The following is an 18,753-nucleotide window of genomic DNA, read 5'->3' as shown; positions in this document are numbered from 1 at the left end:
GTTCCTTCAGTGCAAAGGGGATGGATAGGGCGCCAACACGCGCAAACAGAAACCGCAGGACATCATGAAGCAGTCGCGTTCGGGAAAGATGGCGAACAGCGTGGCATCCTCTGGCAGCCGGATGTCAAGCCGCTCGGCGGTCGGCCTGTCGAGGCAGGCCGGGTTCTCGTCCCCGTCCGGCATTCCCGGAACCGGAACCTGCCAGTGCAGCGAGACCGCAACCCCGTGCGAGGAGCGGCCCGACCCCAGGCGACCCTGCGCGATGCCGAACAGCAGGCCCGGCATGTCCGGCGAGCAGTTGCAGAAAATGTCAAGGATCTCGACATGATCGCCGGAAAGCGGATCGAAAAGCATATCTCCGACGCGCAGGGATTGCACGGGCACCATGGTCCCGCTGCGGCGGACCTGAACGGGGATGTGTTCTGCAAGCATGGTTGCCTCCGGTTCCGTATCGCCTTTGCGGATCTGTTCCCTTCCGGCCGCGGTCCGCCACGCCGCGTCGCTCGCCGCCCCGAGGCGATGCGAGCGAGGCGCCGCAACCGGTTCGCACCGTGACGTGTCAAAGCATCCGATCCAGCACCGCCCCGCGCGGGGCGGGGCTGCCGGCCTTCTTGTTCTTGCGCCAAACGGCAAGATGGTCCTGCCGCTGCGGGGATTGGGGCCCTGTCGGCGCTGCTCGGCCACCGCCAGGGCCTTGCGGTCGGCGCGACGGCTGTTTCCGTCCCCTCCGACCGCCTGGTCGCCATGGTCCGGGGCATGGCCGCAGGCCCGCCCCGGTCAGCATCAGCCCACCTTGCCCCAAGTGAACGGTTGCTTGCCATTGGTGACCAAGCGTTGCACCAGGTGCCGCCCCTGCCGGCCGCGCAGCAGCAGCCGGGCCGCGATCGGCGCCTCGCGTTCGGGCCGGGCCAGTTCCGGGAAGAGCGTGAAGATCTCTTCCCGCGCCTCCGGCCCCAGCGCCTTCATCGCCTCGGGGCCGGTGAACAGGCTTTCCGTGGGCGCACCGTTCGAGAAGACCACCTCGTGCCGGTCGAACATGAAGTGCCAGTATTCCACTTCCTGCATGTCCTCGACCACCTCGACGCCGTCCAGACCCAGCAGGTGCCGCGCGGCCAGTAGGACCTCGGCCTCGCCGACCATCCGCCGCGCCACGACCGAGCGCAGCAGCACCCGGTGCTGGGGCGAGACGATCAGGTCGCGCTCGGGCAGGTTCTCGCCCAGGGCCTCGGCGCGGATGCGGATCGGGCGCAGCTTGGGCTGTTCGGCCAGTTCCTCGGCCGAAAGCACGCGTTTGCCGATCCAGGAAAGCTCCTTGTAGCCGTGGTCCAGCGTCATGACTTTCATGCCGGGTTCCAGCTTCTCGACGGGAATCTCGCCATCCTCGGTCTTGATCAGGGTGCCGCGCAGGAAGCAGACGACGCCGGTGTTTTCCGTGGTCAGCTGGCTGGCCTGGACGGGATTGCCGGCACCGTCCAGGATGCGCAGCCCGCCGACCGCATCCAGCACGCCGTCGTCCTGATCCGCGCGCAGCCAGTGCAGGGCGTTCTTGTAGGTCTGCCCCGGATTGGCGGCATTCCAGGCTGCCAGCGTGGTATCGTTGTAGAAGGCGGCAAGGTCGACGAAGTCGTTGTTGTCGGCCTGACCGTCCCCGATGCCGGTAACGGCGTCGAAATCGGTGATCAGGTCGCCGCCGTCATCGACGACGAAGCGGTCGGCGCCCGCACCACCGGTCAGCGTATCCGAGCCCTTGCCGCCGATCAGCGTGTCGTTGCCGGTGCCGCCGTCCAGGATATCGTTGTCGGCCCCGCCGTGCAGCCTGTCGTTGCCATCGCCGCCGATCAGCGTGTCGTTGCCGCCACTGGCATCCAGGACATCGTCGCCTTCGCCGCCGTCAAGGAAGTCGTCGCCGGTGCCCGCGAACAGCGTATCGTTGCCGGCGCCGCCGTAAAGCGTGTCGTTTTCCGAGCGGCCGATCAGGTAGTCGTCGCCGTCCCCGCCATCGATGAGGTTGTTGCCATGGCCGGCATCAAGGTAATCGTCGCCCTCGCCGCCGTAAAGCGTGTCGTTGCCGTTGCCGCTGATCAGCGTGTCGTTGCCGGCGCCGCCCGTCAGGGTGTTGTTGCCCTCGCCAGCGAAAAGCTGGTCGTTGCCTTCACCACCGTCGAGCGAATCGTCGCCATTGCCACCGATCAGCGTGTCATTGCCGGCCCCTCCGATCAGCGTGTCATTGCCGTCACCGCCGTCCAGAGAGTCATCGTCCAGACCGCCATCCAGCAGGTCGTGGCCGTTGCCACCCAGCAACGTATCCTTGCCATCGTTGCCCAGCAGGGTGTCGTTGCCGGCACCGCCCTCCAGCAGGTCGTCGCCAGTGCCACCATCGAGCGAGTCGTCTCCCTCGCCGCCGCGCAGCGTGTCATTGTGGTCGCCGCCCAGCAAGGTGTCGTTGCCCAGGCCGCCGTCCAGCGAGTCGTCGCCCGCACCGCCGTTCAGCAGGTCATTGCCTGCACCGCCGATCAGGGTGTCGTTGCCATTGCTGCCGAACAGGTAGTCGTCGTCATCGCCACCATCGAGCAAGTCGTTGCCGGTGCCGCCATAGAGCGAGTCCTTGCCGGCGCCGCCGAGCAAGGTGTCATGACCGGAATCGCCCACGAGAATATCGTTACCTTCGCCGCCGACCAGCGAGTCTTCGCTCTCGCCGCCGACCAGCGTGTCGTTGCCGTCGCCGCCGATCAGCGTGTCGTTGCCGACACCGCCGTCGAGCGAGTCATCGCCAGTGCCGCCTTCGAGCAGGTCGTTGCCGTCGCCGCCGTGCAGCGTGTCGTTGCCGTCGCCGCCCAGCAGGGTGTCATGGCCCGCGCCGCCACCGAGCGAATCGTCGCCAGCTCCACCATCGAGCGAGTCGTCGCCGTCGCCACCGATCAGCGTGTCGTTGCCGTCACCGCCCAGCAGGGTGTCGTTGCCGTCGCCGCCGTCCAGCAGGTCGTTTCCTTCGCCACCCTCCAGCGAGTCATGGCCGTTGCCGCCATTGAGCGTGTCGTTGCCGCCAGCGCCGATCAAGGTGTCGTTGCCGTCGTTGCCCAGCAGGACGTCGTCGCCTTCGCCACCCTCCAGCGAGTCGTTGCCGTGCCCGCCATCGAGCAGGTCGTCGCCGTCGCCACCATCGAGAGAGTCGTTGCCTTCGCCCCCGATCAGGGTGTCATTGCCGGCCCCGCCATCGAGCGTGTCGTTGCCTTCGCCGCCGTCCAGGCTGTCGTTGCCCTCGCCGCCTTCGATGCGGTCGTTGCCGGCCCCGCCGTTGACGGTATCGTTGCCCTCTCCCGCCTTGATGATGTCGTCCAGCCCGTCGGTGCCGTCGATCTGATCGCCCTGGTGGTCGGTATAGCCGGGCCCCATGTTGTCGTCGCCTGGGGTGCCATCCACGATGCCATCGGTGTCCACGACGCCGGTATTCTCGGTCGTCAGCAGGCTGGCGGGGACCGGGTTGCCGCCGTTCATGATGCGCAGTCCGCCCACCGCCGCAAGGCTGCCGTCGCTCTGGTCAGCCCGCAGCCATTGCAGCGGTGTGGCATAGGTCTGTCCCGGGTTGGCGGTGTTCCAGGCTTTCAGCGTGTCGGGATTGTACCAGGGGCTGAGGTTGACGAAGTCGTTGTTGTCCTCCAACCCGTCGCCGACGCCGGTCACGGCGTCGAAATCGGTGATCACGTCGCCGTCGGCGTCGACCACGAAGCGGTCGGCGCCCGCGCCGCCGGTCAGCGTATCCGAGCCCGTGCCACCAGTCAGCGTGTCGTCGCCCGCACCGCCGTCCAGGATATCGTTGTCGGCCCCGCCGTGCAGGCTGTCGTTGCCATCGCCGCCGATCAGCGTGTCGTTGCCGTCGGAGCCCCGCAAGGTGTCGTTGCCCAGGCCACCGTCCAGAGAATCGTCGCCCGTACCGCCCTCCAGCGTGTCGTCGCCCGCACCGCCGATCAGCGTGTCGTTGCCAGTGGCGCCGGTCAGGTAGTCGTCGCCATCGCCGCCATCGAGCAAGTCGTCGCCGCTGCCGCCATAGAGCGAGTCATTGCCGGCGCCGCCATAGAGCGAGTCGTTGCCATCTCTGCCGTCCAGGCTGTCGTTGCCCTCGCCGCCTTCGATGTGGTCGTTGCCCAGGCCGCCGTTGACGGTATCGTTGCCCGCACCCGCCTTGATGATGTCGTCCAGCCCGTCGGTGCCGTCGATCTGATCGCCCTGGTGGTCGGTATAGCCGGGCCCCATGTTGTCGTCGCCTGGGGTGCCATCCACGATGCCGTCGCGCCCTTCCTGAAGCGTGGTGCCGGCATCCAGCGATTCCCAGTCGTAAAGCAGGCTGTCCTTGCCGATCGCGTCATTGCGCATCGACGTCAGTTCGATGCGCGAGATCTTGAGCCCGGCCAGCTTGCTGGGCAGCAGCTCTCCCGGATCGCCGAACGTGCCGTCTCCGCCAACGATTTCGTGGGTCGGGACCGCGAAGACATCACCGTTTTCAAGCTGATACACGTTCAGCGCGATATCGTTCAGAACCTTTTCCTGGCCATTGCCGTCGATGTAATAGACGTTGCCCCAGAACAGCTGCTGCGAGTCGAGTTCGCTGAAGCTCGATCCGTTCTGGCCGCCAGAGGGGGTATTGGCGAAGCCCTCGTCATAGAGTCCGTCGGGGTTGGTCGCGGTGGCGCCGTAGTCGTTCGTAGCCAAAAGCCCGTCATTCGCCAGAGGATCGTGGCGGACCCAGAGCTGATGGATCGTGAACTGGTTGTCGCCCGGCATCCCCGCCGTGCCGGTATAGCTTCCCAGCAACCGGGCTGCCTCTTCCATCGTCCCGTCGCCCTGATGGGTGTCGAGGATTTCCTTGTTGCCAAGGTAGAAGGTATTCACGACATCATGGGTCGCCTCCCAGTCGTAAACGAGGTTGTCCTGGCCAATGGCGTCGGGGCGGACCGAGGTCAGTTCGAAACCCAGAATGTCCTTGCCGCTCAGGATGCTGGCCAGGATGATGCCGCCGTCGCCGGCGACCAGATTGCCCTCGCCGCCCACGATTTCGGCGGTCGGCGCGACGTAGGTGTCGCCGTTTTCAAGTTGGTAGGCGTTGAAGGCGACATTCTGCAGAACCTTCTCGATTCCGTCGATGTCGCGGTAATAGACATTGCCAAAGAACAACTGCTGCGAGTCGAGTTCGCTGAAGGTGCCGTCGGCGCCAAGGAAACCTTCGTCCAGCGCTCCATCGGGCGCGGAGGCGCTGGCGCCCCAGTCGTTCGACGCGACCAGGTGGTCGATGACCTGATGGACGGGTTGGACACCTTGATAGGTGAAACCGGTCCCATGGCCATAATAGCCGAGCAGAGCCGACGACCCTTCCATCACGCCGTTGCCCTGGACCGTGTCCAGGATGGGCCGGTTGCCGATGTAGAACGCCAGCCCGTGGCCGCCGGTCACGGCGGTGCTGCCGACCTGGCCGGTGATCTGGTCGTTCTGGTCGCTGGTGTTGCGGAGCGGATCGCCGGTGGCTGCCTCGACCGGATGCAGGGTGGTGGTGCTGTCCAGCGATTCCCAGTCTAAAAGCAGGCTGTCCTTGCCGATCGCGTCGTTGCGCAGCGACGTCAGTTCGATGCGCGAGATCTTGAGCCCGGCCAGCTTGCTGGGCAGCAGCTCTCCCGGATCGCCGAACGTGCCGTCCCCGCCAACGATGTCGCCGGAGGGTGCGGCAAACACGTCGCCATTTTCCAGCTGATAGACGCTGAGCGCGATGTTTGTCAGAACCTGCTCGTTTCCGGCGCCGTCGATATAATAGACGTTGCCCCAGAAAAGCTGCTGGCCGTCGATTTCGCTGAAATTGCTGGCACCCTGCCCGCCGGAGGGCGCATTGCCAAAACCGTCGTCATAGGTGCCGTCCGGGACCAGGGCGCTTGCGCCGTAATCGTTGGTCGCCATCAGATCGTCCAGCGCGAGCGGGTCTTGTGCCACCCACAATTCGTGGAACGTGAACTGCCCGTTGCCCGGCACACCGTTGACGGCCTTGTAGCCGCCCAGCAAGGATGCGGCGCCCTCCAACGTGCCATTGCCTTGGATGGTATCCAGGATGTCCTTGTTGCCAAGGTAGAACACCTTCACCGTGTCATGGACGGATTCCCAGTCGTAGATCGCGTTGTCCTGGCCAATCAGGTCGTTGCGCATCGAGGTCAGTTCGACCGAAAGGATGTTCTTGCCGCTCAGGATGCTGGGGATGGTCTCGCCGGGGTCGCCCACCACCGCCCGATCCGGTCCGCCGACGATCTCGGCGGTGGGCACCATGAAGGTGTCGCCATTCTCGGTCTGATAGACGTTCATGGCGACGTTGGTCATGGTCTTGGTCAACCCGTCGATATCGACATAGGTGACATCGGCCCAGAAAAGCTGCTGCGAATCCAGCTCGCTGAAACCACCGCTGGGCGTATTCGCGAAACCTTCGTTATAGAGTCCACCAGGATATATGCCGGCGAGATAGTCATTGGTCCACAGCACCGCATCTACGTTCAATGGATCGTGCTGGGTCTGAAGATTGTAGTATTGAAAGCCAGTGCCATGATCATAGCGGCCAAGCAATTCGGCGGCGCCTTCCATGATGCCGTTGCCCTGCACCGTGTCCAGGATGGGCCGGTTTCCGATATAGAAGACGTTGTTGATCCGATTCGTCATTTCTTATCTCCGCTATGGATCCGGGCCTTCACGATGCGAACACCGGGGAAAACGAGGGCGGGCTGCCCGTAAACTTTAAAAAACACACCAACTTCCGACACGGCGGGCTCCAACCATTTTGCACACTGAAGGCTGGCCGCATTCGGATTGCGTCCAGCCTAGGGTAGAAGCTTGCTAACCGAGGGGGGGCGCGCTTCCCAGCGCGATGCCGTGGAGCGACATGACAAATGAATAAAATGTCGTCGATTGCAGCTCGATTGTCATGGAATGACATTAACGGGAAATTAACACTTCCCTGATACAGCTGGCGTAGCGTGAAATAGCATATGGTGGTGAAAGATGCCCCATTCCCTACCATCAGACGAGGTTTCCGACAGTGGTTCCGGGGCGAATCCCTTGGCAGGGCTGCCAAAAAACCAGCTCCAGGCCCCGGCCGACCCTGCCCCTGGGTTGAGTGCTGGCGTAAAGTGGTTAAATAGCCCGTCCATGATCAACGAAAAGACGGATCGGGTAAAGACGGACATGTCGAATTCGGCTCCATCGGCGCGGGACATGCGAAGCAGCCGCCTGGCCGATTCTCGAATCAATGTCGTCCTGTTGACGGGACGTAGGCTTTCGGTGACATCGGCACAGAGCTGGAGTGTAGTGACGGACCGTCATTTCCTGATTTTTTATGCGATTTCCGGCGTCTTGGTTACCTATGGAAGGTCTGAAAAACCTCGCGCCTCGCGCGCCTTGAGGTAGACTGGGCGGGACATCAGAGGATGCGCCCCGATGCCCAAGCAGCCTGCCTTTCCCGGCCTCCGCCAATCGATGAAGAAGAAGCAGACGCGGCGGGAGAAGTTCCTCGCCGAGATGGAGGCTGTGGTGCCGTGGAGCCGCCTCCTTTCACTGATCGAGCCGCACTACCCCAAGGCTGGGCCGAAGGGCGGGCGACCCCCGATGCCGCTGGAGACGATGCTGCGGGTCTACTTCCTGCAGCAGTGGTACGCCCTGAGCGATCCGCTGGCCGAGGAGATACTGTATGACAGCGACGCCATGCGGCAGTTCGCGGGCATCGAGCTTGGCGACGATCGGATCCCCGACGAGACCACGATCCTGAACTTCCGCCACCTGCTGGAGAAGCACCGACTGACCGAGCAGCTGTTCGCCGAGGTGAACAGCCATTTGGCCGATCAGGGGATCACGCTGCGCTCCGGGACACTGGTGGACGCAACCATCATCGACGCGCCCTCGTCGACCAAGAACGAGGCAAAGGCCCGCGACCCCGAGATGTCATCCACGAAGAAGGGCAATACCTGGTACTTCGGCATGAAGGCGCATGTGGGCGTCGATGCTGACAGCGGCATCGTGCACAGCCTCGAGACGACGACGGCGAAGGTCCATGACAGCCAGGTCTGGGACGCGCTCCTGCACGGCGGGGAGACATCAGTCTGGGCGGACAGGGGCTATGTCAGCGCGGCGCGGGAGGCCGCGTTCTCCGGGCCGGGCAAGTTCTGGGGCGTCATGCGCAAGGCGCCAAGGGGCGGTGCGCTGCATCCCGTCGACGCGGACATCAACCGGGTCATCGCCAGGGTGCGCGCTCGGGTCGAGCATCCCTTCCGGGTAATCAAGCAGCAGTTCGGGTATCTCAAGACCCGCTACCGCGGGCTTGCAAAGAACCGTGCTCAGCTCTTCACCCTGTTCGCCCTCGGCAACCTGTTCCTCGTCCGACGAAGGCTGCTGGCATGAGGTGGAGTCTGCCCACAGGTGCCGATCCCGGCCCTTCGAACGGGCCGATACCCGGAAATCGTCGGCATACCCGGTCGACGTGCCCTCGTCAGACCGCCTCTGCCCGAAAATCCGCGAAGCCGAAGCGGTAGTTCAGACGATCCCTATCTTTACCCGGTTCCCATCGAACCGCAGCCGCCGTGGTGGGAATTCGTGATCGTATTCGGGGCCATGGTATTGTTCTTTTACGTGGTCTTGGTCGCGGTGCTGCTGCTGATGGAAAAGGCCTGTCGTCGCTGGCCGCGGCTGGTCGTTCCGGTGCCGCTGATCACGTTGATCGCGTTGCTGGCCACGCTGGGCTTTTCGCGGGTCTACAATCTGGTCATGGTCGGGCCGGCCTGGTCCAATTTCAAGCCGCTTACGGAAGAATTCGTCCTGATCTACTTCGTGATCCTGAACCTGGAAATCCTGTTCTCGATCTTCGTGCTGCCCCGCACCAGGGCCTTCGCCCAGAGCGGCTGGACCCATTGGGACCGAATCCGTTCGGAAGCGCCTGCCGAACCGGCCGCGCCCAATCCGGCCGAGGCGCGGCCGTGGTTGCCCCCGCCGCAGGCGGCGCCCCAAGCGGCGCTCCAGGCAGCGCCGCAACTGCCGGCCCCGATGCCATCCACATCGCAGCAGGGGCCCGCGGCGCATCAACTGCCGGTGCCCATGCTGCGGCAGCCACCCCCGCCGCCGGTGCCGCCCCCGCCGCGCACGGTGCGGTTCGGCAGCTACAGCTGGCCGGTATCCGCCTTGCGGCTGATCCGGGCCGAGGAGCATTACATCCGTATCATTACCAAGGAGCAGGAGGTGCTGGTGCGCTATCGCCTGTCGGACGCGGTCTCGCAACTGCCCGAGGATGCGGGGATGCGGGTGCATCGGTCCTATTGGCTCAGCTACGACGCCATCGTCGACCATGCGCCTCTGCCCGACAGCAGGCTGCTGCTGACGCTTTGGAACGGGTCCACCGTCACCGTGCCGCGGGCCCATCGCAAGCGGCTGGAGGCGGCCTTTGCGGCCGGGCTGCATGCGGGAGGCCGGGATTGAGGCGATCGGCGCGACCCGCCCCCGCGCGGGCCTGGCGGGGACACCACCTGCCTTGCCCGCCGCCCGTTACCCGCTCGAGCTCGGCCGCGGCGACATATCGGCCGGCGTTGCGGTCGGCGGCGAGTGCCCGCAGGGTGATCGGGTCCAGCAGCACCATGGTTTCCGCGGTCTCCCGGGTGGGGGCGATGATCGGGCGGGAAAAAGGTCCGGCCATCGGCCAGCTCTGTTCCGGGAAAGGCTGGCCGAGGTTTGCGACCCCGGCTTTCCATCGCCGGCCATCGGCTCCGGCCTGAACATGCGGTGGCATGTTTGAGATCTGCCGTAGAGAAGCGCGATCCGCAGGCCGTCGATCTCGCGCATGGCGATCCGCGTCTCGTAAAGCTCTCCCAGCAGTTCGGAGGCGAGGATCCGGGTCGGGGCTTCGGCGGCGAAGCTGCGGCCCTGCCGCATCGCGACGATGCGGTCGGACCGGCAGGAGGTGAAGGCGATGTCATGCAGCAGCACCATCACCGTCTTGCCCGGCTAGAGCGGATTCGACTTAGTCCGGGTCATATCCGGCGGGCTCGAAGTAGTTCCGGCATTCCTCGGGGGTGAAGGCGGATAGACAGTCGGCGACGGCTGACCAGAGATCGTCAACGGTTCTGGCAGCGACCTTTCTGAGCAGTGCCTTGAGCTTGGAGAAAGCCATCTCGATGGGGTTAAAGTCCGGCGAGTATGGCGGGCGGAACAGGAGCCGTGCTCCAACTTTTTCGATGGCGTCGCGCACGCCGCTGATCTTGTGGGCGGGCAGATTATCCATGACCACGACATCCATGACCACGACGTCACCGGGGCGCAGCTCTGGTGCGAGCACCTGCTCGGCATAGGCGAGGAAGGCTGGTCCGTTCATTGGCCCATCGAGCAGCATCGGTGCCGCCATGCCAGATAGCCGCAGGCCTGCGGTAAAGGTGGTGGTCTTCCAATGTCCGTGTGGAATGGGCGCCCGGCATCGCTCGCCACATGGCGCTCGTCCTCGCAGCCGCGCCATCTTCGTGGATGCCGCGGTCTCATCGATGAAGATGAGCCTCTCGGGATCGAGATCGAGCTGGCCGTCGAACCAGGCTATGCGGCGGCGCAAGACATCGGGACGCTGCTGCTCTGAGGCATGCGCCGTCTTTTTTTGGCCGTCTTTTTTTGAATGTGATGCCGCGCCGGTCAAGAAACAGCCAGACCGTCGAGGGCGCCACCCGCACGCCGCGCTCGCCAGCAAGGCGCTCGCCGATCTCAGCAAGAGTGATGTCCGGTGTCTTCTCGATGAGGCCCGGAATGAAGGCCGCGTGCGTATCAAGCTTCGAGCGCGACGGCTGTCCCTGCTTGCGCGCTTCCATCTCGCCGGTCTCGCGATAGCGGCGATACCAGGCCCCGGCCGTCGAGATGCCGATGCGGAAGCGTCGTGCCGCCTCCCGCGTCGAAACCCCATCTTCGATCGCGGCAATTACCCGACCGCGAAGGTCTCCGCTCAGGCTCCTCGTCTCAGGCTCCTCGTCATCATCTCCTCCTGGCAAATCACAGGAGCAGTGAATCAGACATTGTTCATCGCGTGAATCCTCAAAGCGACCCGGTGTTCGTCAAATTTGCTCTAGACGGGGCCGGGCCCGGCAGGCCGTTGATCCGCATGGCGGCAAAGCGCGCGCGCAGCCAGCGCGCGGCTGGGCCGCTGGGGCGCTGCTTGTGCCAGACCAGTTCCAGCGCCACCGGCCAGTCGGCGCCGTCGAATTGCAGCGGCGGCGTCACCAGGTCGTCGCGGACCGGAGAACTCTCGATGATATGGTCCGGGACCAGCGCCCAGCCGATGCCCTGCCGGACCATTTGCAGGATGACCCAGTGGCTTTCGACCCACCAGACCTCGGCCGCCGTGCGCAGGCGCTGCTTTTCCGGCCCCTCGCTGCGCACCGCCACCATCAACTGGCGGTGGCGCTTGAGTTCTTCCCAATCGACGAGCGTATGCGCCAGCGGATGATCCTTGCCGCAAACGAGCTTCAGGGGCACCCAGCCCAAGGTGTGAAAGGCAATCTCGGTCGGCAGGATTTCCTGGCGCCACATCACACCGATATCGGCCTTGCCGTCCAGCACCAGCCGGCTGACATCCTCCATCATCGGGAACAGCAGTTCCAGCTCGACATGCGGGAAATGCGCGGCGAAATCGGCGAAAAGCGTGCCCAGGGGCTGTTCGGGGTAAAGCTCGTCGATGGCGACGACCAGCCGGTGCTCGACATGCGCGGTCAGGCTGGCGGCGACGCCGATCAGGTGCTCGCGGCGGTCCAGCACTACCCGGGCCTCGGCCAGCAGCCGCTCGCCCGCCGGGGTCAGCACCGGGTTGCGCCCCTCGCGGCTGAACAGCGCGACGCCCAGGTCGTCCTCCAGGTTCGAGACCTGGGTGCTGATCGCCGACTGCGCCTTGCGCAGCGCCCGCCCGGCCGCCGAGAACGAGCCGTGCTGCGCGGCGGCGACAAAGGCTTCCAGCTGGTCCAGCGATACGGTCATCGATCCATCTCGTTTTCAGATGGAAGCTAACTTGGCTCTGCGGAGAATCAAGATAGAAACGGCGCAACACGCAACAACGGAAAGAATCGGATCATGACGATGCGCAGTTTCCCCGACCGGGTGCGGCATGCGCTGATGTTCGAGACCATCGGCCTGGCGATCATCACCCCGGCGACGGCCTGGCTTTACGACAAGCCGATGCTGGACATGGGTGTGGTGGGGGTGGGGGCGGCGACGCTGGCGACGGTCTGGACCTTTGTCTTCAACCTGGGCTTCGACCATGCGATGCGGCGGCTTCATGGCCATACCCGCAAGGCGCTGCATCACCGGCTGCTGCATACGGTGCTGTTCGAGGGCGGGCTGCTGGTCATGCTGTTGCCGCCGATGGCCTGGTATCTGGGCATGACGCTGTGGCAGACGCTGCTTTTGGACCTGTTCATCGTGGCCTTCTATCTGGTCTACAACTTCGTCTTCAACATCGCCTATGACCGGATCTTTCCGCTGCCCGACATGCCGCGCGGGCAGCCGGCCTAGCCGGGATCGCGGGCGATCTCGTCCAGCAGGAAGGCGCGGAACCTGCGGATGCTGGGCCGGTTGCGGCGGCCCTTGGGATAGACCAGCCAATAGCTGCGGCCGTTCTGCGCCACCAGCGGGAAAGGCTGGATCAGCCCTCCGGTCGCCAGTTCGAAACGGAAGAAGCGCGGCGTCAGCAGCGCGACCCCGTAACCCTCCAGCGCCGCCCGCGCCTCGTGCAGGTCGGTCGAAAGCGTCAGGCCCGGCTGGGGCGGGGTTTCCCAGAAATCCACCCCCGCTTCGCGCATCCAGACCGCCCAGTTCGGGTCCACCCGGTCCAGCAGCGGCAGTTTCAGCAGGTCGGTCGGCTCGTGCAGATCGTGCCTTTTCGCCAGTTCGGGCGACAGCATGGGCGTGTATTCGATGGGCATCAGGAAATGCGTCTCGAGCCCCGGCCAGTTGCCGTCGCCGGCGCGGATCGCCACGGTGATGTCCTCGCGCCCGAAATCGACCAGGTTGTCGGCAGTCTCCAGCCGCACGGCCAGGTTCGGGTTGTTCATCTGGAACTTGCCCAGCCGCGGCGACAGCCAGGCCCCGGCAAAGGTCGGCACGGTCGAGATCGACAGGGTCGAGACCGAATCCGCCGAAGGGTCGGCATAGGCCTCGCGCAGCATGTCAAAGGCGTCGATGGTGGGGCGGGCGAACAGCGCCCCGGTCTCGGTCAGCACGATGCCGCGCGGCTTGCGCAGGAACAGCGGCGTCGCCAGCCGTTCTTCGAGCAGGCGGATCTGGTAGCTGACGGCGGCCTGGGTCATGCCCAGTTCCTCGGCGGCGCGGGTGAAGCTCAGGTGCCGCGCCACCGCCTCGAAGGCGCGCAGCGCGGCGAGGGGCGGGATGGACATAAGGCTGCCTTATGGGTGCTTGCCGAGGCTTTGTTGGTCAAACCGGCGCCAGACTAGCATGATCGCGTCATGGATCAACCATGACACCGAAAGGAGGGCTGAAAATGTCCGACCATCCTGCATGCGACCGTGAACGCCCTTTCCTGCCGGTCCTGCCGCGGCTGTTCGCCCTGCTGCGGCGCGATAAGCCCAGCCTATCGCCTTGCCTGGACCGGATGGCGGCGCTGGACCATCCGGCGACGCGCCGGGCGCTGGCCGATCTGCCCGAGCATCTGCTGCGCGACATCGGCGTGACGGATACCCGCAGCGACGCGGCCACCCCCTCGCAGGACGGCGAGGCGTTGCGCCGTCATCTGTGGTAGAACCGGCCTGCCACGCGCGCCCTTGAAAGCTTGGCGCGCGGGGCAGCCGGATGTCCGGGCCGGCGCTCAGCCCGCATCGGATTTGCAGCGCAGCAGGGCCAGGACGAAGACCGCCGCCACGCCCGATCCGGCATAGAGCGCCGGGCTGCTGACCAGGCCGCAAATTCCGAACAGGCATCCCGCCAGGACGGAAAGCGTCGCCACCATCACCGAGACGATCAGGACACCCATACTGCGGCCGTCGCTGTCGCGCAGGTCCGTCGAATATGCGGGAATTCTTTGGGCCGGTCGCCGCCTGTCATTGCTTTGCATGCCTGTGCGCACTGATTCGCGCATCTACGAAGCAGACCATATAGACAAAAGCCTGGCGGGATCCCGACAAAAGCGCCGAAACGCATCGGGGCGCTTCGACGCAGGGGCAGGCGCGGCCTGCCAAGCCCGGATCAAAGATGGATCGCGGCGAATTTCTTTTCGTCGATGCCCAGGCGGCGCAGGTCGGCTGCGGCGGGGCGGCGATGCGCTTCGGCCGCCGAGGCGACGGCGATGGCGGCCCGCAGGGTCGAAAGGGCCGAGGTGAGCGAATGATAAGCGCGGTGCATTTTTCTGCCTGTCTTCTAGGTTTCATCGAATATTTCGATGACAGACAGATGGGCCTCGCCCGGCCTTTCTGCAACGCGGCAAAACGGCAAGGCGGCCATGACGCCAGCACATGGCGGGCCCGGCCCTTGTCGGGCCGGGCGGGGGTCAGTCCTCTTCGCCGGCCAACTGGCTCAGCATTTCGCCCTTGCCGCGGGCGCGCAGGATCAGCGGCACGATCAGCGCCAGGGCTGCGATGCCCAGCAGCACCGCGGCGATGGGCGATTGCACCAGCGTCGTCCAGTCGCCCTGGCTGATCGACAGCGCCCGGCGCAGCTGCTGCTCGGCCATCGGGCCCAGGATCAGGCCGACGACGATGGGCGCGATCGGATAGCCGAACAGCCGCATCACATAACCCAGCACGCCGAAGGCCAAGAGCATCCCCAGCTCGAAGGCCGAGGGGTTGGCGCCGATGGTGCCCAGCGTCGCGAACAGCAGGATGCCGGCGTAAAGCCAGGGCTTCGGCACCGTCAGCAGCTTCACCCACAGCCCGATCAGCGGCAGGTTCAACACCAGCAGCATCGCGTTCGCGATCAGCAGGCTGGCGATCAGCCCCCAGACCAGCGTCGGGTTGGTGGCAAACAGCAGCGGGCCGGGCTGCAGCCCGAACTGCTGGAAGCCCGCCAGCATGATCGCCGCCGTGGCCGAGGTGGGCAGGCCCAGCGTCAGCAGCGGCACCAGCGTGCCGGCCGCGCTGGCGTTGTTCGCGGCCTCGGGGCCGGCGACGCCCTCGATGGCGCCATTGCCGAATTCCTCGGGATGCTTGGTCAGCTTCTTTTCGGTGGCATAGGACAGGAAGGTGCCGATCTCGGCCCCGCCCGCCGGCATGGCGCCGATGGGAAAGCCGATGGCGGTGCCGCGCAGCCAGGGCTTCCACGAGCGCGCCCAGTCGCGGCGGCTCATCCAGACCGAGCCCTTGACGGCCGTCACCTCGTCATCGACCTGCACGCGCTGGCCGGCGATATACAGCGCCTCGCCCAGGGCGAACATGGCGACGGCCATGGTCGTCACCTCGATCCCGTCCAGCAGTTCGGGCATGCCGAAGGACAGCCGCGCCTGGCCGGTCAGCTGGTCGATACCGACGCAGGCCAGCGCCAGACCCAGGAACAGCGAGGTCAGCCCGCGCAAGGCCGAATCGCCGAAGGCGGCCGAGACGGTGACGAAGGCCAGCACCATCAGCGCGAAATATTCGCGCGGACCGAAGACCAGCGCCAGCTTGACGATGCTGGGCGCCAGGAAGGCCAGCAGCAGCGTCGCGATCAGCCCGGCGATGAAGGATCCGATGGCGGCGGTGGCCAGCGCCGGTCCGCCGCGGCCCTTGCGGGCCATCTTGTTGCCTTCCAGCGCGGTGATGATCGAGGCGCTTTCGCCCGGCGTGTTCAGCAGGATCGAGGTGGTCGAGCCGCCATACATGCCACCGTAATAGATGCCGGCGAACATGATGAGCGAGCCGGCCGGGTCCAGCCGGTAGGTGACAGGCAGCAGCAGCGCCACGGTCAGCGCCGGGCCGATGCCGGGCAGCACGCCGACGGCGGTGCCCAGCGTCACGCCGATCAGCGCGTAAAGCAGCATCATCGGGTCGGCGGCGGTGCCGAGCCCCTGCATCAGGAATTCGAATGCGCTCATGGCTCAGCCCCGCGGAAAGACCAGATGCTCAAGCGGCCCGGCGGGCAAATGCAGCATCAGAAGTTGCGAGAAGATCGCCCAGACCACGAAGGCGAAGACGATGCCGATGGGAATGGTCATCGCCAGGTTGCGCTTGCCGAAGGCCCGCGCGGTAAAGGCGAAGAGAATGCCCGTGGCGATGGAAAAGCCCGCCGCATGCAGCAGCATCAGCTGCAAAGCCAGGCCCGCGATGATCCACAGGATCGGCAGGGCATTCTGGGGCGGGCGCTGCGGGAAATCGCCGCGCAGGGCCTCGATGGCGGTCCAGGCGGCCAGGCCGATCAGTGCGAAGCCCACGACGCGCGGAACACTGGCCGGGCCGATGCCGGAATAGCCGCCCAGATCGGCCAGCCGCGCGCTGTCCCACAGCATCACGGCCCCAACCACCACCAGCCCGGCGGCGATGACCAGCGCCGCCGTATCCCGGCGGCGCGGCGGTTCATGGCGATTGCCGCTCATTTCACCAGACCGATGTCCTTGAGGATCGCCTCGGTCGCGGCGACATCCTGTTCAAGCTGGGCCTCGAATTCGGGACCGGCCAGATAGGTATCCATCCAGCCCTTGTCGGAAAGCTGCTTTTGCCAGTTTTCCGACTTGGCCATCTTCTCGATATCGGCGGTGACCTTGGCCTTCTGCTCGTCCGACAGGCCCGGCGCGGCGGCGACCATGCGCCAGTTTTCCAGCGTCACGTCCAGCCCGGCCTCTTGCAGGGTGGGCGCATCGACGCCCTCCAGCCGCTCGGGCGAGGTGACGGCCAGCAGCCGCAGCGTGCCGGCCTGGATCTGGGCCTCGAACTCGCCCAGCGAGGAGATGCCGGCCGTCACCTGGTTGCCCAGGATCGCCGCCAGCGCCTCGCCGCCGCCGGAATAGGCGATGTAGTTGATCCTGGTCGGATCGACGCCCGCCGCCTTGGCGATGAGGCCCACGGCGATATGGTCGGTGCCGCCGGCCGAGCCGCCGGCCCAGCTGACCGCGCCGGGATCGGCCTTCAGCGCCTCGATCAGCCCGTTGATGTCCTGGATGGGCGATGCGGCGGGAACCACGATCGCCTCGTATTCGCCGGTCAGCCGCGCGATGGGGGTCACGTCCTTGAGCGAGACGGGCGAATTGTTGGTCAGGATGGCGCCGACCATGACATAGCCGCCGACGATCAGCGCGTCCGGGTTGCCCTTGTTCTGGCTGGCGAATTGCGCCAGGCCGATGGTGCCGCCGGCGCCGGGCACGTTCTGCACCTGCACCGATTTCGAGATGCCTTCCTCTTGCAGCACGGTCTGCATGGTGCGGGCGGTCTGGTCCCAGCCGCCGCCGGGGTTGGCCGGGGCGATGATGGTGTAATCGGCCATGGCCGGCAGGGCCGTGGCCGCCGCGAACAGGCTGGCGAGAACGAATTGCTTCATGGTCTTCCTCCGCATCGAACCGGGCGCATCTGCGCCGGTCCCGTTATCCGTTTTTCTGGCTCTGGCCCGCATCTCTCCCGGAATGCGGACGTCCTCCGCAGGCCCGCGCGCAGGCGGGCCCTGTGCCTTTCCAGCACAGAAAGCTGTCATGGACCTGACATCGCGGTGAAAATTATTCCCCGGCCAGCGCCTTGTTCCAGCGCGCCAGCAGCCTGGCCCGCGTCGCCTGGTCCAGATAGGCCAGAAGGCCGGGGCTGACCGGCACCGGCTTCAGCCGCAGCCCGGCCAGATCCTGCATGCCGCCCGCCGGGCCGGGCTGGCCCGCCACCTCCAGGCTGACGGCCGACAGCCGCAGGGTGCGCGACAGCAGGCCCTGCCCCTCGGGCGACATCAGGAAGGCCAGGAAATCCGCCCCCAGCCCCGGCTGGCGCGCTGCCGCCGGCACCAGCGCCACGCGCGAGACGACCACGGTGAAGTCGCGCGGCAGGATCACCCCCAGGTCGGGATGCCGGCGCGCCCAGTCCGAGGCATAGGAGCCGAGCAGGTTGTAGCCGACCGCCAGCCGCCCGTCGGCGATCTGTTCCAGCAATTCGGCCGAGGTCGGGAATTGCCGCACGCCCGCCCGGCCCATGGCCTGCACCACCGACCAGATGCCCGGATAAAGCTCCTGGTCGCGGGCCAGGAACAGGTAGCCCACGCCCGAGCGTGCCACATCATAGGTGCCGATCCGGCCCTGCGCCTCGTCCGGGTGCTCGGCCATCCACTGCATCAGGTCGGCGCGGGTGGCGGGCGGCGGGTGATCGGCGAAGCTGGGCTTGTGATAGGCAAAGACTGCGGGCTCGAAGGTCAGCGCATAGGCGGTATCGCGCCAGTTCGCCCAGTCCGGCCAGCCGGGCGTGTGCGGCGTCTGGACCGGCCGGGCGAAGCCGTCATTGGCCAGCTTGACCTGCAGGTCCATGGCCGAGGAAAAGGCGAAATCCGCCGTGGCGCCGCCCGCCTGCGTCTCGGCGACGATGCGGTCGTGCAGCTCGGTCGTCAGCAGGTTCTCGTAACGCACGGCGACGCCGGGATGGATGCGCTGGAAGGCGGCGACCAGCGGCGCGGCCAGATCGTCGTCGAGCGAGGAATAGACCGACAGCTCGCGCCCGTCGCCCTGCGGGGCGGGAAACAGCGTCAGCTGCGCCGATGCCGCGCCGGGCCACAGCGCGACTGCGGCGGCGATGGCTGGCAAAAGGCGGGCAAGCGGGCGCATGATCGGCGACTTTGCCAAAG

15 protein-coding genes are annotated in these 18,753 nt (G+C 65.9%); 4 read left to right on the top strand and 11 right to left on the bottom strand.

Translation table 11 applies throughout. The features are described 5' to 3' along the window. Positions 1 to 6 precede the first annotated feature (6 nt). Both ESD82_RS20295 and ESD82_RS20290 read right to left on the bottom strand, forming a co-directional pair. Entirely contained in the window at positions 7 to 387 is a 381-nt protein-coding gene (locus ESD82_RS20295; protein WP_024844140.1) for a hypothetical protein, read from the bottom strand. Positions 388 to 783: 396 nt separating this feature from the next. Next, positions 784 to 6,684 (bottom strand): Hint domain-containing protein, encoded by a 5,901-nt coding sequence (locus tag ESD82_RS20290; RefSeq protein WP_123130176.1) that lies wholly within the window; start codon positions 6,682 to 6,684, stop codon positions 784 to 786. 774 nt (positions 6,685 to 7,458) lie between these two features. Here ESD82_RS20290 and ESD82_RS20285 point away from each other — a divergent pair. Together ESD82_RS20285 and ESD82_RS20280 are read left to right on the top strand one after the other, a co-directional pair. After that, positions 7,459 to 8,415, top strand: coding sequence for an IS5 family transposase (locus tag ESD82_RS20285; protein WP_147427392.1), 957 nt, complete (start codon positions 7,459 to 7,461; stop codon positions 8,413 to 8,415). A 192-nt stretch (positions 8,416 to 8,607) separates the two neighbouring features. After that, entirely contained in the window at positions 8,608 to 9,483 is an 876-nt protein-coding gene (locus tag ESD82_RS20280; RefSeq protein WP_147427501.1) for a LytTR family DNA-binding domain-containing protein, read from the top strand. Between the two features lie 538 nt (positions 9,484 to 10,021). Here ESD82_RS20280 and ESD82_RS20265 read toward each other — a convergent pair. Together ESD82_RS20265 and ESD82_RS20260 are read right to left on the bottom strand one after the other, a co-directional pair. Continuing rightward, positions 10,022 to 11,027, bottom strand: a protein-coding gene (locus tag ESD82_RS20265) for an IS630 family transposase (RefSeq protein ID WP_407672819.1) whose coding sequence is annotated in 2 segments (ribosomal slippage) — positions 10,022 to 10,660 and positions 10,662 to 11,027 — 1,005 coding nt in all. Because the reading frame shifts where the segments join, the coding sequence is not laid out codon by codon here. 43 nt (positions 11,028 to 11,070) lie between these two features. Beyond that, a complete protein-coding gene (locus tag ESD82_RS20260; protein WP_024845456.1) occupies positions 11,071 to 12,006 on the bottom strand; it encodes a LysR family transcriptional regulator in 936 nt (311 codons plus the stop codon). Between the two features lie 93 nt (positions 12,007 to 12,099). Here ESD82_RS20260 and ESD82_RS20255 point away from each other — a divergent pair, with 93 nt between their 5' ends. After that, positions 12,100 to 12,540, top strand: a complete 441-nt coding sequence (locus tag ESD82_RS20255) for a PACE efflux transporter (RefSeq protein WP_024845455.1) — start codon at positions 12,100 to 12,102, stop codon at positions 12,538 to 12,540. On the opposite strand, the gene ESD82_RS20250 is transcribed toward ESD82_RS20255, so the two are convergent. Continuing rightward, the gene (locus ESD82_RS20250; RefSeq protein ID WP_147427502.1) at positions 12,537 to 13,421 is read right to left on the bottom strand and encodes a LysR substrate-binding domain-containing protein; all 885 of its coding nucleotides are present in this window, start codon (positions 13,419 to 13,421) and stop codon (positions 12,537 to 12,539) included. The two genes, ESD82_RS20255 and ESD82_RS20250, sit on opposite strands and share 4 nt — an antisense overlap. Before the next feature lie 104 nt (positions 13,422 to 13,525). Here ESD82_RS20250 and ESD82_RS20245 point away from each other — a divergent pair, with 104 nt between their 5' ends. Continuing rightward, positions 13,526 to 13,783, top strand: coding sequence for a DUF1127 domain-containing protein (locus ESD82_RS20245; protein WP_024845453.1), 258 nt, complete (start codon positions 13,526 to 13,528; stop codon positions 13,781 to 13,783). Positions 13,784 to 13,849: 66 nt separating this feature from the next. Here ESD82_RS20245 and ESD82_RS21925 read toward each other — a convergent pair whose 3' ends face one another. The 6 genes from ESD82_RS21925 to ESD82_RS20225 all read right to left on the bottom strand — a co-directional run bounded on the left by ESD82_RS21925 (position 13,850) and on the right by ESD82_RS20225 (position 18,733). Continuing rightward, on the bottom strand, positions 13,850 to 14,014 hold the full coding sequence (locus tag ESD82_RS21925; RefSeq protein ID WP_155984378.1) for a hypothetical protein: 165 nt from the start codon (positions 14,012 to 14,014) through the stop codon (positions 13,850 to 13,852). Between the two features lie 212 nt (positions 14,015 to 14,226). Then, positions 14,227 to 14,382 carry a hypothetical protein gene (locus tag ESD82_RS21920; RefSeq protein WP_167521799.1) on the bottom strand — a complete coding sequence of 52 codons (156 nt, stop codon included), beginning with the start codon at positions 14,380 to 14,382 and terminating at the stop codon, positions 14,227 to 14,229. 145 nt (positions 14,383 to 14,527) lie between these two features. Continuing rightward, positions 14,528 to 16,045: a tripartite tricarboxylate transporter permease gene (locus tag ESD82_RS20240; RefSeq protein ID WP_024845452.1), complete on the bottom strand. Its 1,518-nt coding sequence runs from the start codon at positions 16,043 to 16,045 to the stop codon at positions 14,528 to 14,530. Positions 16,046 to 16,048: 3 nt separating this feature from the next. Further along, on the bottom strand, positions 16,049 to 16,543 hold the full coding sequence (locus tag ESD82_RS20235) for a tripartite tricarboxylate transporter TctB family protein (protein ID WP_024845451.1): 495 nt from the start codon (positions 16,541 to 16,543) through the stop codon (positions 16,049 to 16,051). Continuing rightward, positions 16,540 to 17,481, bottom strand: a complete 942-nt coding sequence (locus tag ESD82_RS20230; protein ID WP_024845450.1) for a Bug family tripartite tricarboxylate transporter substrate binding protein — start codon at positions 17,479 to 17,481, stop codon at positions 16,540 to 16,542. The genes ESD82_RS20235 and ESD82_RS20230 overlap by 4 nt, the downstream gene beginning before the upstream one ends. A 172-nt stretch (positions 17,482 to 17,653) precedes the next feature. Continuing rightward, entirely contained in the window at positions 17,654 to 18,733 is a 1,080-nt protein-coding gene (locus tag ESD82_RS20225; RefSeq protein WP_051481135.1) for an ABC transporter substrate-binding protein, read from the bottom strand. Positions 18,734 to 18,753 lie beyond the last annotated feature (20 nt).

Source organism: Paracoccus pantotrophus (genome assembly GCF_008824185.1).
GTDB lineage: Bacteria > Pseudomonadota > Alphaproteobacteria > Rhodobacterales > Rhodobacteraceae > Paracoccus > Paracoccus pantotrophus.
Note: the sequence above shows the minus strand (reverse complement) of the source record. Positions and strands in the feature narration are given on the sequence as shown.

Bases quoted from the DNA above. Each gene is read 5' to 3' on its own strand.
- ESD82_RS21920 (WP_167521799.1), bottom strand. From the start codon at position 14,382: ATGCACCGCGCTTATCATTCGCTCACCTCGGCCCTTTCGACCCTGCGG.
- ESD82_RS20225 (WP_051481135.1), bottom strand. From the start codon at position 18,733: ATGCGCCCGCTTGCCCGCCTTTTGCCAGCCATCGCCGCCGCAGTCGCG.
- ESD82_RS20255 (WP_024845455.1), top strand. From the start codon at position 12,100: ATGACGATGCGCAGTTTCCCCGACCGGGTGCGGCATGCGCTGATGTTC.
- ESD82_RS21925 (WP_155984378.1), bottom strand. From the start codon at position 14,014: ATGGGTGTCCTGATCGTCTCGGTGATGGTGGCGACGCTTTCCGTCCTG.
- ESD82_RS20285 (WP_147427392.1), top strand. From the start codon at position 7,459: ATGCCCAAGCAGCCTGCCTTTCCCGGCCTCCGCCAATCGATGAAGAAG.
- ESD82_RS20235 (WP_024845451.1), bottom strand. From the start codon at position 16,543: ATGAGCGGCAATCGCCATGAACCGCCGCGCCGCCGGGATACGGCGGCG.
- ESD82_RS20240 (WP_024845452.1), bottom strand. From the start codon at position 16,045: ATGAGCGCATTCGAATTCCTGATGCAGGGGCTCGGCACCGCCGCCGAC.
- ESD82_RS20250 (WP_147427502.1), bottom strand. From the start codon at position 13,421: ATGTCCATCCCGCCCCTCGCCGCGCTGCGCGCCTTCGAGGCGGTGGCG.
- ESD82_RS20295 (WP_024844140.1), bottom strand. From the start codon at position 387: ATGGTGCCCGTGCAATCCCTGCGCGTCGGAGATATGCTTTTCGATCCG.
- ESD82_RS20290 (WP_123130176.1), bottom strand. From the start codon at position 6,684: ATGACGAATCGGATCAACAACGTCTTCTATATCGGAAACCGGCCCATC.
- ESD82_RS20245 (WP_024845453.1), top strand. From the start codon at position 13,526: ATGTCCGACCATCCTGCATGCGACCGTGAACGCCCTTTCCTGCCGGTC.
- ESD82_RS20260 (WP_024845456.1), bottom strand. From the start codon at position 12,006: ATGACCGTATCGCTGGACCAGCTGGAAGCCTTTGTCGCCGCCGCGCAG.
- ESD82_RS20230 (WP_024845450.1), bottom strand. From the start codon at position 17,481: ATGAAGCAATTCGTTCTCGCCAGCCTGTTCGCGGCGGCCACGGCCCTG.